The 12,898-nt window shown below is 61.6% G+C and carries 12 protein-coding genes; 6 read left to right on the plus strand and 6 right to left on the minus strand.

The features are described from left to right. Positions 1-111 precede the first annotated feature (111 nt). Positions 112-1,032 carry a LysR substrate-binding domain-containing protein gene (locus ACZ9GA_RS28600; protein WP_457359027.1) on the minus strand — a complete coding sequence of 307 codons (921 nt, stop codon included), beginning with the start codon at positions 1,030-1,032 and terminating at the stop codon, positions 112-114. Between the two features lie 142 nt (positions 1,033-1,174). Here ACZ9GA_RS28600 and ACZ9GA_RS28605 point away from each other — a divergent pair, with 142 nt between their 5' ends. Further along, positions 1,175-1,510 (plus strand): hypothetical protein, encoded by a 336-nt coding sequence (locus ACZ9GA_RS28605; RefSeq protein ID WP_457359025.1) that lies wholly within the window; start codon positions 1,175-1,177, stop codon positions 1,508-1,510. Between the two features lie 43 nt (positions 1,511-1,553). After that, entirely contained in the window at positions 1,554-2,153 is a 600-nt protein-coding gene (locus ACZ9GA_RS28610; RefSeq protein ID WP_457359023.1) for a LysE family translocator, read from the plus strand. A 3-nt stretch (positions 2,154-2,156) separates the two neighbouring features. On the opposite strand, the gene ACZ9GA_RS28615 is transcribed toward ACZ9GA_RS28610, so the two are convergent. After that, a complete protein-coding gene (locus tag ACZ9GA_RS28615) occupies positions 2,157-3,047 on the minus strand; it encodes a LysR family transcriptional regulator (RefSeq protein WP_457359022.1) in 891 nt (296 codons plus the stop codon). Between the two features lie 113 nt (positions 3,048-3,160). Here ACZ9GA_RS28615 and ACZ9GA_RS28620 point away from each other — a divergent pair, with 113 nt between their 5' ends. Both ACZ9GA_RS28620 and ACZ9GA_RS28625 read left to right on the plus strand, forming a co-directional pair. Beyond that, the gene (locus tag ACZ9GA_RS28620; RefSeq protein WP_457359020.1) at positions 3,161-4,810 is read left to right on the plus strand and encodes a GMC family oxidoreductase; all 1,650 of its coding nucleotides are present in this window, start codon (positions 3,161-3,163) and stop codon (positions 4,808-4,810) included. 95 nt (positions 4,811-4,905) lie between these two features. Further along, on the plus strand, positions 4,906-6,528 hold the full coding sequence (locus ACZ9GA_RS28625) for an MFS transporter (RefSeq protein ID WP_457359018.1): 1,623 nt from the start codon (positions 4,906-4,908) through the stop codon (positions 6,526-6,528). A 270-nt stretch (positions 6,529-6,798) separates the two neighbouring features. Here the strand turns inward: ACZ9GA_RS28625 and ACZ9GA_RS28630 are convergent, their stop codons facing one another. The 4 genes from ACZ9GA_RS28630 to glyQ form a co-directional block, all read right to left on the minus strand. Beyond that, on the minus strand, positions 6,799-7,572 hold the full coding sequence (locus ACZ9GA_RS28630; RefSeq protein WP_457359016.1) for a lysophospholipid acyltransferase family protein: 774 nt from the start codon (positions 7,570-7,572) through the stop codon (positions 6,799-6,801). 109 nt (positions 7,573-7,681) lie between these two features. Next, positions 7,682-8,215 carry a D-glycero-beta-D-manno-heptose 1,7-bisphosphate 7-phosphatase gene (gmhB, locus tag ACZ9GA_RS28635; protein WP_027980947.1) on the minus strand — a complete coding sequence of 178 codons (534 nt, stop codon included), beginning with the start codon at positions 8,213-8,215 and terminating at the stop codon, positions 7,682-7,684. A 3-nt stretch (positions 8,216-8,218) separates the two neighbouring features. Beyond that, entirely contained in the window at positions 8,219-10,273 is a 2,055-nt protein-coding gene (gene glyS, locus ACZ9GA_RS28640; RefSeq protein ID WP_457359014.1) for a glycine--tRNA ligase subunit beta, read from the minus strand. Further along, entirely contained in the window at positions 10,270-11,217 is a 948-nt protein-coding gene (glyQ, locus tag ACZ9GA_RS28645; protein ID WP_455920924.1) for a glycine--tRNA ligase subunit alpha, read from the minus strand. The genes glyS and glyQ overlap by 4 nt, the downstream gene beginning before the upstream one ends. Before the next feature lie 82 nt (positions 11,218-11,299). Between glyQ and ACZ9GA_RS28650 the strand changes: the two genes are divergently transcribed. Both ACZ9GA_RS28650 and ACZ9GA_RS28655 read left to right on the plus strand, forming a co-directional pair. Beyond that, positions 11,300-11,851: a DNA-3-methyladenine glycosylase I gene (locus ACZ9GA_RS28650; protein ID WP_455920925.1), complete on the plus strand. Its 552-nt coding sequence runs from the start codon at positions 11,300-11,302 to the stop codon at positions 11,849-11,851. Between the two features lie 38 nt (positions 11,852-11,889). Beyond that, positions 11,890-12,777 carry a lysophospholipid acyltransferase gene (locus tag ACZ9GA_RS28655; RefSeq protein WP_457359012.1) on the plus strand — a complete coding sequence of 296 codons (888 nt, stop codon included), beginning with the start codon at positions 11,890-11,892 and terminating at the stop codon, positions 12,775-12,777. The last annotated feature ends 121 nt before the right edge of the window (positions 12,778-12,898 follow it).

A 12,898-nucleotide genomic window follows, 5' to 3' on the forward strand; every position in this document is an offset into this window, starting at 1 on the left:
CTCGAAGTCGGCCTGAGGTGTAGCCGCTGCCGCAGGCTGCGCTGGCCCTGATGTACCCTGGAGATCTCTAGCGAATGAGAGGGCCAGCGCAGCCTGCGGCAGCGGCTACGGTCACTCCAGCATCTGGATATTCCGGGTATCCATCACCGGCACATTCTTCAGCAGGAAATCCCGCACTCCATCCAGGAGGTAATGCTCCGGGTTACGTTGCGACCAGATCAGGTAATAACTGTCGCCCGTCTTGACCGCCGTGCGGATCGGTAGCACCAGAGAGCCATCTTTGAGTTGCGGCCCGACCAAGGCCAGGTCGCCGATGGAAACCCCATGCCCTCCAGCCGCCGCAGTCATGCCCAGCTCCAGGGTGTCGAAGCGCTTGCCTTCGTTCCAGTCCACCGCATCGCCCTCCCCTTGCCGCTCCAGCCACCGGCGCCAGTCGCGGCAGTCGCGTGAGGGATGGATCAGTTCGGCCATGGCAAGATGCTCGATGCTCCACGGCTTCTTGCCCTGAACCGAAGGCGCACACACGGGCACCAGCCATTCATCAAACAACTTGATGAAACTCCAGTCCTTAGGGAAGTCGCCATTGCTCAACAGGACGGCGCAGTCGAAGGGCTCGTTGCGGAAGTCCACAGTGTCTACGTCCATCCAGGCGCTGGTCAACTGAACTCGGTCAGCACCACTGGTAGCCTGAAATGTTTCGAGCACCCTCATCAGCCACCGCATGGTAATGGTCGGAGGCGTCTTTATTCGCAATGTCCCTCGGGGGCGGCGCGCAGTTGCGCAAGCAGACTCGATGGCAGTGAAGCTGACCTCCAGTTCCTGCGCCAATCGGCGACCGGTATCTGTCAAAGAAAGCTTTGGTCCTTTGCGCTCAAACAGCGCGCAGCCTAAGTGGTCCTCCAGGCTTTTAACGTGCCGGCTGACAGCGCTTTGGGTTATGCACAGTGTGTGTGCGGCTACGGTGAATGATCCATAGCGTGCTGCGACTTCAAATGCTCGCAAGGCATACAAGGGGGGAAGCCGTGAGGTCATTACCGCTGTCCTTAACCATGATTCCTACTCATGCAACCCCTGCACTTTATCCGTTTTTCAAATCTTGGGTGGAGGCCAATACTCATGGCCTTCCAACGGTTGGAGCAGCAGCCGGAACCTCCGTCCATAAGGAAGCAGAACTATGCATATAGAACCGAGACTTTCCCCTTCTGCCACCATGCAGGTCAAATCCATTATCGCGCTGCTCGAAAACCTAGGCGGCTCGCAGCCCCCAGAGGAATTCATCAACCCTGCGCTTCAGGCTTTTCTGCTACGCCAGTTACAAGATGTCTTAATCCCGGACGTAGGGGGCCAAGTTGGGGATGCCCATTATGGTGATAAGCCGGGGTATCTACGGCTCAATGCTGATGAAAGGTTATTGGTGGAAAATCTGAGATGGACTCGGCATAAGGGGCGGGACAAGGTTTATCGGATGGCAAAAGCAATGCGTTCACAGAAGCCATGGCGTCAGTCATGACGCTCCTCTCCACATCAACAACTAAACAACATCACGGATGATCATGAGCGCTAGATACCTGTCCTTCGCTACAGCGGTTCTGTTTTTGATCGCGTCACCTGGCCCTATCGTGGCGATGGTCATCGCGGATGCCCGGCGTGGCTGGCCGGGCAGAGTCATTGCGGGTGGGGTGGTATCTGCGCAAATCCTGCTGGTGTGCGCATTGATTGCGATCGACACAACGGCCCATCTGAACGCCTCTGTGCTCAACTGGGGCCAGATTCTGGGTGGTTGCTACCTCGCCTGGTTGGGCCGCAGTGGCTTAAACGAGAGCACCGGCAAATCGCTGCAAACCGGCGGCAACGGCTATGGCTTTTGGAAAACCATGGGTGTCGGATTATCAAACCCCAAGGACATCCTATTCTTCCTAGCCTTCCTGCCGGGGTTCATCTCGCCCACCGAGCCGTTCACGGTGCAGGCAGCGGCGCTGATCCTGATCTGGGCGGCTATCGATATCTCGATCCTGATCGCTTACAGCCTGCTGTCCCGCCGTCTGGACCGCTACCGCCGCCTGCGTCGCCTGCTTGACTGCGCGCCGGGTATCGTTTTGCTGGGGCTGGGGCTACTGTCGTTCTCGCTGGGCGTCTACCGCGTATTCCAATAAGGTTCAGGCGTGGTCGAGCAGTTGATCTTGCTCGGCCGCGCACACCTGCAACAGGTAGTCCCACACCACCCTCAGCCGCACAGACTTGTGCAGCTCGCGCCGGGTACTCATCCAGTAGCTGCGCTGGATGGTTTCCCCGGGGACCACCCGCACCAACTGCGGATCATCGGCCGCCATGTACATGGGCAACACCGCGATACCCAGCCCCGCCCTCGCCGCCTGTTGCTGGGCGATCACGCTGGTGCTGCGGAATACCACGTTGGGGGCGCGGCAGAAGCTGTTGAGAAATAGCAATTCCTGGCTGAACAGCAAATCATCCACATAGCCGATCCAGTCATGGGCCGCCAGGTCTTCCCGGCTGTTCAGTGCAGGCGCGCGCGTGAGGTAAGCGGGGCTGGCGTACAGGGCCAGGCGATAGTCGGTGAGTTTGCGAGTTATCAACAGGTCGGCCGCAGGCCGGTCCAGGTGGATGCTGATCTCCGCCTCGCGGTTGAGGATGCTGACGAAGCGCGGCACTGCCACCAGTTCCACTTCCAGCCCGGGGTAGCGCTCGAACAGGCCGCCCAGCCGTGGCGTCAGGAACATGATGCCGATGCCCTCGGTCACGCCCAGGCGGATCTTGCCAAGAGGCATCATTGGCTGGGTCATCTCTTCCTGGGCCAGCAGCGCGACGTTCTCCATGGCTTCGGCGTGCTTGAGCAGCGCCTGGCCGGCAGGTGTCAGTTCGTAGCCCTGAGCGTGCTGCACGAACAGCGCATTGCCCAGGCTGTGCTCGATGGATTCGATGTGCCGGGCGACGGTGCTGTGGGTGGTGTTGAGGCGTTTGGCGGCCGTCAGCAGCCGGCCGCTGCGGTGCAGTTCGAGGAAAAAGCGCAGGTCGTTCCAGTCGAACATGGTCGGTCCTTGTTCAAAAACGCACAGCGGGTGGGTGAAAACGCGTGTTTTCATCTCGAAGCTAATCAATACCATGAGGGAAGACAACAATAAAAACAGGCGCGAGGATCCCCATGCCATCAGCCACCAGCACCTATGACTACGTCATCGTCGGTGCCGGCCCAGCAGGTTGCCTGCTGGCCAATCGTCTTTCTGCCGACCCAACGGTCTCGGTCCTGCTGCTGGAAGCGGGCGGGCAAGACAATTACCCCTGGATTCACATCCCCGTTGGCTACCTGTTCTGCATTGGTAACCCGCGCACCGATTGGTGCTTCAAGACCGAGGCGCAGCCCGGGCTGAAGGGCCGCGCCTTGAGTTATCCACGGGGCAAGGTGCTGGGTGGCTGCTCCTCCATCAATGGCATGATCTATATGCGTGGCCAGGCGGCCGATTACGACGGCTGGGCTGCGCAAGGCAATGCCGGCTGGGGCTGGAAGGATGTGCTGCCGCTGTTTCGCCAGAGTGAAAACCACCATGGCGGAGACTCCCTTGCCCACGGCGGAAAAGGTGAGTGGCGGGTGGAACTGCAGCGCTACCGCTGGCCCATCCTCGATGCCTTCCGCAGCGCCGCCGCGCAATGCGGTGTGGAAAGCGTGGACGACTTCAACACCGGGGATAACCAGGGCTGTGGATATTTTCAGGTCAACCAGCGTGCCGGCATCCGTTGGAATTCGGCCAAGGCATTTCTGCGCCCCGTCCTCAAGCGCCCCAACCTGACGATCCTGACCGGCGTGCAGGTCGATAAGCTGACTGTGGATAACGGCCGTGCAACCACCATCAATGCACGCTGCGAGGGCCAGGTGCAGTTATACACAGCCCGTCGCGAGATTCTGCTCAGCGCTGGCGCGATCGGCTCGCCTGGCATCCTGCAACGTTCCGGTATCGGCCCCCGCCCCTTGCTCGAACGCCTGGGGATAACCGTGAAGCACGAACTGCCCGGTGTGGGCGGCAACCTGCAGGATCACTTGCAGCTGCGGCTTATCTACAAGGTCAACAACACCCGCACCCTCAACCAGGTGGCGAACAGCCTGTGGGGCAAGCTGGGCATGGGCCTGCGCTACCTGTACGACCGCAGCGGCCCGCTGGCCATGGCGCCCAGCCAGTTGGGTGCCTTCATCAAGTCAGACCCAGAGCAGCCCAGCGCCAACCTCGAATACCACGTGCAGCCTTTGTCCCTGGACCGCTTCGGCGAGCCCTTGCACGCTTTCCCGGCGTTCACCGCCTCTGTGTGCAACTTGCGCCCCAAAAGCCGCGGGCGTGTGGATATCCGCTCGGCCAATCCCGATGACGCGCCGATTATCGACCCCAACTACCTCAGCGACCCGGAGGACCTGCGCGTTGCCGCCCAGGCCATTCGCCTCACCCGGCGCATCGTCGACGCCCCTGCCCTGCGCATCTTCAAACCGTCTGAATACCTGCCAGGCGCGGCGATGGAGACCGAAGCCCAGCTACACGAAGCAGCAAGCGCGATAGGGACGACTATATTTCATCCCGTGGGCACGTGCCGCATGGGCAATGGGCCGCAGGACGTGGTCGACGCCACCTTGCGTGTACACGGCATCGACGGCCTGCGGGTAGTGGATGCCTCGATCATGCCGGACATTGTCTCGGGCAACACCTGCACACCTACCCTGATGATTGCCGAAAAGGCAGCACAGATGATTCTGCAAGCTACCCCACGCGTGGAGGGCACCTCACGGCAATACGCCCAACCGGTTTTCTGACTGGTCGGGAAAGGCGATGGCCGCAGCAGTCGGCGGCCATCGGCAGTGGACAACAACAATAATCACTGTGCCCCAAGGGCTGAAAGGACAACGACATGGCGGATTACATACAGGATCAGGGCGCTGCGCTGGCGCCCAGCGCAGCGCGGGAAGACAAGAAAATCATCTTCGCTTCATCGCTCGGAACCGTATTCGAGTGGTACGACTTTTTTCTGTATGGCGCCCTGGCGGCGGTGATCAGTAAGCAGTTCTTTGCCGGAGTGAACGAGACCACGGCGTTCATTTTTGCCCTGATGGCGTTTGCCGCCGGCTTCCTGGTACGCCCTTTCGGCGCCCTAGTGTTTGGCCGGCTGGGGGACATGATCGGCCGCAAGTACACCTTCCTGATGACCATTGTGCTGATGGGTGTGTCGACTTTCGCCGTGGGGCTGTTGCCCACCTATAGCAGCATCGGCATCGCCGCGCCCATCATCCTGGTATGCCTGCGCATGCTGCAGGGGCTGGCGCTGGGCGGTGAGTATGGCGGCGCAGCGACCTATGTGGCCGAGCACGCCCCAGCCGGCAAGCGCGGGTTGCATACGGGCTGGATTCAATCCACTGCCACGCTCGGGCTGCTGTTGTCCTTGCTGGTGGTGCTGGCGTGCCGCTACCTCACAGGTGATGCGTTCGAGACCTGGGGCTGGCGCCTGCCCTTCCTGCTGTCGATCATCCTGCTGGGCGTATCCACCTGGATTCGCATGAGCCTGCATGAGTCGCCGACCTTCACCCGCATGAAGGCCGAAGGCAAGACCAGCAAGTCGCCGATCAAGGAGTCGTTCGGCTCCTGGCAGAACCTCAAGATCGTGCTGATCGCGCTGTTCAGCATCAACGCCGGCCAAGCGGTGACCTTCTACTGCGCGCAGTTCTACGTGTTGTTCTTCATGACCCAGATGCTGAAGATGGACCCCACCCAGGCCAACAGCCTGCTGATCATCAGCGTGATCATTGGTGCGCCGTTCTTCGTCATCTGCGGCTGGCTGTCGGACCGCATTGGCCGCAAGCCTATCCTGATGACCGGGCTGCTGCTGGCCACCCTGCTGTACTTCCCGCTGTTCAAGGCCCTGAGCCACTATGCCAACCCGCAAATCGACCAGGCCAGCCGCCAGGCACCGATCACGGTAATGGCTGACCCGTCCGGCTGCACCTTCCAGTTCGACCCGGTGGGCAAGGCGCGTTTCGACAGCCCGTGCGACAAGGTCAAGACGTTCCTGGTCAAGCAGGGCCTGCCCTACTCCTCGGCGCCGGCGGATGCGGCCAACCCGGTGGTGGTGACCATCGGTGACAAGCGCATTGATGGCTACGACGAAGCCGCCATGCGCGCAGCAGTGACGGCGGCGGGTTACCCGGCCAAGGCTGACCCCAGCCTGGTGAACCAGCCGATGGTGGTGCTGTTGATTGTTGCCATGATCCTGATTGCCACCATGACTTATGGGCCGCTGGCGGCGGTGATGGTGGAACTGTTCCCCACGCGTATCCGCTACACCTCGCTGTCGCTGCCGTATCACATTGGCAATGGCTGGTTCGGCGGCTTCCTGCCCACGGTGTCGTTTGCGCTGGTGGTGTACACCGGGGATATCTTCTATGGCCTGTGGTACCCGGTGCTGGTGACGGGCGTGAGCCTGGTGGTGGGGCTGTTCTGCCTCAAGGAAACCCGCGGGGTCGATCTGGATAAAGTCTGAAGCCCTGTAGCCGCTGCCGCCAGGCTGCGCTGGCCCCGACTTACGCTGAAGATCTGGAGCGTACTTGAGGGCCAGCGCAGCCTGGCGGCAGCGGCTACAGGGGATTCACAGGCATAAAAAAACCGGCAATCAAGGCCGGTTTTTTTATGCTTCGAAAAACTTATGCACGTTTTGCATTGCGCCATCGCGTGCTGAAATAAGGTTTAAAATTAACAACTTACGAACGTTTTTTGGAAATGATCCAAATACTGTACACAAGTTATCCACAGATCAGCCGACAGCCGGAGTGTCCACCACCTCGGGGTTTTCCGGCAGCGAACCCAAGGCGCGCTGGGTTTGCTCGTTCCAGGCAGCTACCCGGTCATTGAGCTCGGCAATGGCACGTGGGCCGGTGCCGTTGGCGTACATCGGCGCGCCAATCACTACCTCGATGGTGCCGGCGCGCTTGCCCCAGCCTTCCTTGGGCCAGTACTTGCCGGCGTTGTGGGCAATCGGCAGCACCGGCAGCTCGGCGTTTACCGCCAGGGCCGAGCCGCTGCGCGAGAACTTGCCGATCTTGCCGAACGGCACGCGGGTGCCCTCAGGGAAAATCAGCACCCAGACATTGTCCTTGAGCAGTTCGTCGCCCTTGGCGGCCACTACTTTCAGGGCTGCCTTGGGGTTGTCACGGTCAATGGCGATAGGCCGCAGCATGGCCATGGCCCAGCCGAAGAACGGCACGTACAACAGTTCGCGCTTGAGCACCTGGCTCAAGGGCTGGAAATAAGCGGAAAGGAAAAACGTTTCCCAGGTGCTCTGGTGGTTGGAAACGATTACGCAGCGCCGCTCGGGCACATGCTCGGCACCCGTCACCTTGACGTGGATGTTGAGGATGGTCCGGGTCAGGAACAATGCGCAGCGGCACCAGTACACGTTGATGAAACGATAACGGGCCGGAAACGAAAGAAAGGGAGCAATAAAGAAGCTCAGGGTGCACCACAGCAGCGAGCTGGTGCCCAGCAGCAAGTAGAAGACGAAAATTCTGATCGCCTGCAGTGTCGACATAGCGGCTTGTACCGTTGCGGGCGAACCCGCCTGTTAAAAGTGCGCCTGCGAACCGCCGACACCACCGGCCGCAGTGCGGCACGGTAATGATCAGGGATTCAACGACGCCCTAGGTGTGGATAAGTGCTCTGGCTACAGCAGCCAGATCATCGAAAATCAGCGTCCCCTCCGGCAAGCCCTTGTCCAGGGTCTTGCAGCCTTTCCCGGTTTTCACCAGAACAGGTTGAGAGTCGACGGCCAGCGCAGCTTCCAGGTCACCCTTACTATCACCCACGAACCACAACCCGGCCAGGTCGGCCTGGTAATGGGCGGCGATGGTCTTGAGCATGCCCGGGCGAGGTTTGCGGCAATCGCAGCCCTCGTCGGGGCCATGGGGACAATAGACGATCAACCCGACTTCGCCACCCTGCTCGGCCACCAGCAGGCGCAAGCGCGCGTGCATGGCGTCCAGGGTGGCCAGGTCGTAGTAACCGCGAGCAATGCCCGACTGGTTGGTTGCCACGGCAACCGTCCAGCCGGCCTTGCTCAACTGTGCAATGGCGTCGATGGACCCGGGGATCGGAATCCATTCCTCTACCGACTTGATGTAGGCGTCGGAGTCTTCATTGATGACCCCGTCGCGGTCCAGTATCACCAGCTTCAAGGCTTACCCCAGCAGCGAAATGTCGGCAACGCCCAGGAACAGCCCACGCAGACGCGACAGCAGGGCGTAGCGGTTGGCGCGTACCTTGGCGTCTTCGGCGTTGACCATCACGGCTTCGAAGAACGCATCCACCGGCTCGCGCAGGGCGGCCAGGCGGGTGAGTGCTTCGTTGTACTGACGGGCAGCTGCCATCGGTTGCACGGCCTGGTCGGCCTGCTGGATGGCCGAGTACAGCGAGAACTCGTTGGCGTTGTCGAAGTACTTGGGCTCAACGGTGGCGGCGATGGAGCCTTCAGCCTTGCTCAGCAGGTTGGACACGCGCTTGTTCACCGCGGCCAGGGCAGCAGCTTCCGGCAGCTTGCGGAAGGCCTGAACGGCCTGCACGCGCTGGTCGAAGTCCAGTGCCGAAGTCGGGTTCAGGGCGCGTACCGACAGGTAAGTAGCGACGTCGGTGCCTTCGTCTTCGTAACGCGCACGCAGGCGGTCAAAGACAAATTCCAGCACCTGGCCAGCCAGGCCAGCGGCCTTGACGTTGGCACCGAACGCGGACACGGCGAAGGCCACGGCCTTTTCCAGGTCCAGGTCCAGCTGCTTCTCGATCAGGATACGCAGCACGCCCAGGGCGGCACGGCGCAGGGCGTACGGGTCTTTGCTGCCGGTAGGCAGCATGCCGATGCCGAAGATGCCCACCAGGGTGTCCAGCTTGTCGGCGATGGCCACGGCGGCACCGGTCAGGGTGCTTGGAAGGTCTGCGCCAGCGCCACGCGGCATGTACTGCTCGTTCAGGGCCAGGGCAACGTCGTCCGGCTCACCGTCGTTCAGGGCGTAGTAGTAACCGGCTACACCTTGCATCTCGGGGAACTCGCCGACCATCTCGGTGGCCAGGTCGCACTTGGACAGCAGGCCGGCACGGGCAGCGCGCTGGGCGTCGCCGCCGATCAGCGGGGCGATGAAGGCGGCGAGCTTGGAAACGCGCACGGCCTTGTCGTAGACGCTGCCCAGCTGGGCCTGGAACACCACGTTCTTGAGGCGTTCGTTGAAGCTTTCCAGCGGCTGCTTCTTGTCCTGCTTGAAGAAGAACTCGGCGTCGGTCAGGCGTGGGCGCACGACTTTCTCGTTGCCCAGCACGATCTGGCTAGGGTCCTTGCTTTCCACGTTGGCCACGGTGATGAAGCGCGGCAGCAGCTTGCCGTCCACGTCGAGCAGGCAGAAGTACTTCTGGTTGTCCTGCATGGTGGTGATCAGGGCTTCCTGAGGCACTTCCAGGAAACGCTCTTCGAACGAGCACACCAGCGGCACTGGCCATTCGACCAGGGCGGTTACTTCGTCCAGCAGGGCCGGTGGCACGATGGCGGTGCCTTCCTGCTGCATGGCCAGCTCGGCAGTGCGCTTGCTGATGATGTCGCGACGCTCGGCGGCGTCAGCCAGCACGTAGGCCTTGCGCAGGTCTTCGGCGTAGTTGGCCGGGGCGCTGATGCGTACATTTTCCGGGTGGTGGAAGCGGTGGCCACGGGACTCGCGACCGGCTTTCTGGGCCAGGATGGTGCAATCCACCACTTGGTCACCCAGCAGCATCACCAGCCATTGGGTCGGACGCACGAACTCGACCTTGCGGGCACCCCAGCGCATGCGCTTGGGGATCGGCAGGTCGTTGAGCGAATCTTCGACGATGGTCGGCAGCAGCGAGGCGGTCGGCTTGCCGACGATGCGCTGGCTGAAACGCAGCTTGGGGCCGCTCTGGTCGATTTCGGCCAGGTCGACGCCGCACTTCTTGGCGAAGCCCAGGGCCGCTTGGGTCGGGTTGCCTTCAGCGTCAAAGGCGGCCTGACGTGGCGGGCCGTCGAGGTTGATGCTGCGATCAGGCTGCTGGGTGTCCAGGCCGCTGATCAGCACGGCCAGGCGACGCGGCGCGGCGTACACCTTCTTGGCGGTGAAGTTCAGGCCGGCAGCCTGCAGGCCTTTTTCGATGCCGCTCAGGAAGGCGTCACCCAGGGTGTTCAGGGCCTTGGGTGGCAGCTCTTCGGTGCCCAGTTCAACCAGGAAATCTTGAGCACTCATTGTGCAGCCTCCAGCTTAGCCAACACTTCATCACGCAGATCAGGGGACGCCATGGGGAAGCCCAGCTTGGCGCGGGCTTGCAGGTAGCTTTGCGCCACGGCGCGGGCCAGGGTGCGCACGCGCAGGATGTACTGCTGGCGGGCGGTGACCGAGATCGCGCGACGGGCATCGAGCAGGTTGAAGGTGTGCGACGCTTTCAGGACCATTTCGTAGGTCGGCAGCGGCAGCTCCAGCTCGATCAGGCGGTTGGCTTCGCTTTCGTAGAAGTCGAACAGTTCGAACAGCTTGTCGACGTTGGCGTGTTCGAAGTTGTAGGTGGACTGCTCCACCTCGTTCTGGTGGAACACGTCGCCGTAGGTCACCTTGCCGAACGGGCCGTCAGTCCATACCAGGTCGTAGACCGAGTCCACGCCCTGCAGGTACATGGCCAGGCGCTCCAGGCCGTAGGTGATTTCGCCGGTCACCGGGTAGCACTCGATGCCGCCTACCTGCTGGAAGTAGGTGAACTGAGTGACTTCCATGCCGTTGAGCCAGATTTCCCAGCCCAGGCCCCAGGCGCCCAGGGTCGGCGATTCCCAGTTGTCTTCGACGAAGCGGATATCGTGGACCAGCGGGTCCAGGCCGATGTGCTTCAGCGAGCCCAGGTACAGCTCCTGGAAGTTCTCCGGGTTTGGCTTGAGGACCACCTGGAACTGGTAGTAGTGCTGCAGGCGGTTGGGGTTCTCGCCATAACGGCCGTCACCCGGACGGCGGCTTGGCTGCACATAGGCGGCGTTCCAGTTTTCCGGGCCTACGGCGCGCAGGAACGTGGCGGTATGAAAAGTACCGGCGCCTACTTCCATATCGTAGGGCTGAAGCACCACACAACCTTGCTCGGCCCAGTATTGCTGGAGCGCGAGGATCAAGTCTTGGAAGGTACGCACGGCTGGCGTAGGCTGGCTCACGAAATTCACCTGTTTCTAGGGCTGCGAATATAAAGAGCGGGAGTATACCCCGATTCGCCCTCACCTCTACCCATGGAGCCTTATGCCACGCTGCTTTTGGTGCTCGGATGAGCCGATCTACCAGGCTTATCATGACGAAGAATGGGGGGTTGAGCTGCGTGACCCCGGTCGTCTGTTTGAATTGCTGCTGCTGGAAGGCTGCCAGGCTGGCCTGTCGTGGATCACCGTGCTGAAAAAGCGCGAGCACTACCGCAAGGTGATGTTCGGCTTTGACCCGCAGCGGCTGGCGCGCATGACCGACGCCGAGGTGGAAGAGCGCATGCTCGACCCCGGCATCATTCGCAATCGCCTGAAGATCAAGGCGGCGCGGCAGAACGCCCAGGCCTGGTTGAAACTTGACGATCCGGTGGCGCTGCTGTGGTCATTCGTCGGCGGCAAGCCGCGCATCAACCATTTCCCCGACCGCAGCCACATCCCCACGCAGACCCCGGAAGCCGAAGCCATGAGCAAGGCGTTGAAGAAAGCCGGCTTCACCTTTGTGGGGCCGACCATCTGCTACGCCTTCATGCAGGCGTCGGGCATGGTGATGGACCACACCCAGGATTGTGATCGCTACGCCGCTTTGTGCCACTGACGGTTACAATGGCGCCTTGCTGAAGAAAGGAGTGGTCTGTGGATAAGTTCAAAGGTGCCCTGATGGTCGGGGCCCTGAAATTGTTTGCCATGCTGCCCTGGCGCGCCGTCGAGGCCGTGGGTTCGGCCATTGGCTGGCTGACCTGGAAGCTGCCGAACCGGTCGCGGGAAATTGTGCGCATCAACCTGGCCAAGTGTTTCCCCGAACTCGATGCTGCCGCGCGCGAGCGCCTGGTGGGCCAGAGCATGATGGACATTGGCAAGAGCCTGACCGAGAGCGCCTGCGCCTGGATCTGGCCGGCCGAGAAGTCGCTGAAGCTGGTGCGCGAAGTGCAGGGGCTGGAAGTGCTGGAGCAGGCGCTGGCTTCGGGCAAGGGCGTGGTCGGCATCACCAGCCACCTGGGCAACTGGGAAGTGCTGAACCACTTCTATTGCATGCAGTGCAAACCGATCATTTTCTATCGCCCGCCCAAGCTCAAGGCGGTGGATGAATTATTGCAGAAACAGCGCGTGCAACTGGGCAACCGCGTGGCGGCGTCCACCAAGGAAGGCATCCTCAGCGTCATCAAGGAAGTGCGCAAGGGCGGCCAGGTGGGCATCCCGGCCGACCCGGAGCCGGCGGAATCGGCGGGCGTGTTCGTGCCGTTCCTGGGGACGCAGGCGCTGACCAGCAAGTTTGTGCCCAACATGCTGGCGGGTGGCAAGGCGGTGGGCGTGTTCCTGCATGCCTTGCGGCTGCCGGATGGTTCGGGCTTCAAGGTGATCCTGGAAGCGGCGCCCGAGGCGATGTACAGCACCGACACCGAGACCTCGGTGGCGGCGATGAGTGAAGTGATTGCCAAGTATGTGCGGGCTTACCCAAGCCAGTACATGTGGAGCATGAAGCGCTTCAAGAAGCGCCCTGCCGGCGAGACGCGCTGGTACTGACGCCGCCTTCGGCAGCTTGCTACACCACTCCTGTGGGAGCGGGTTCTACCCGCGAAGAAGGGCACGCGGACTTCCTGATACGCCGCGGTGTGCTTTTCGCGGGTAGAACCCGCTCCCACAT

Source organism: Pseudomonas sp. TE3644, assembly GCF_056278815.1.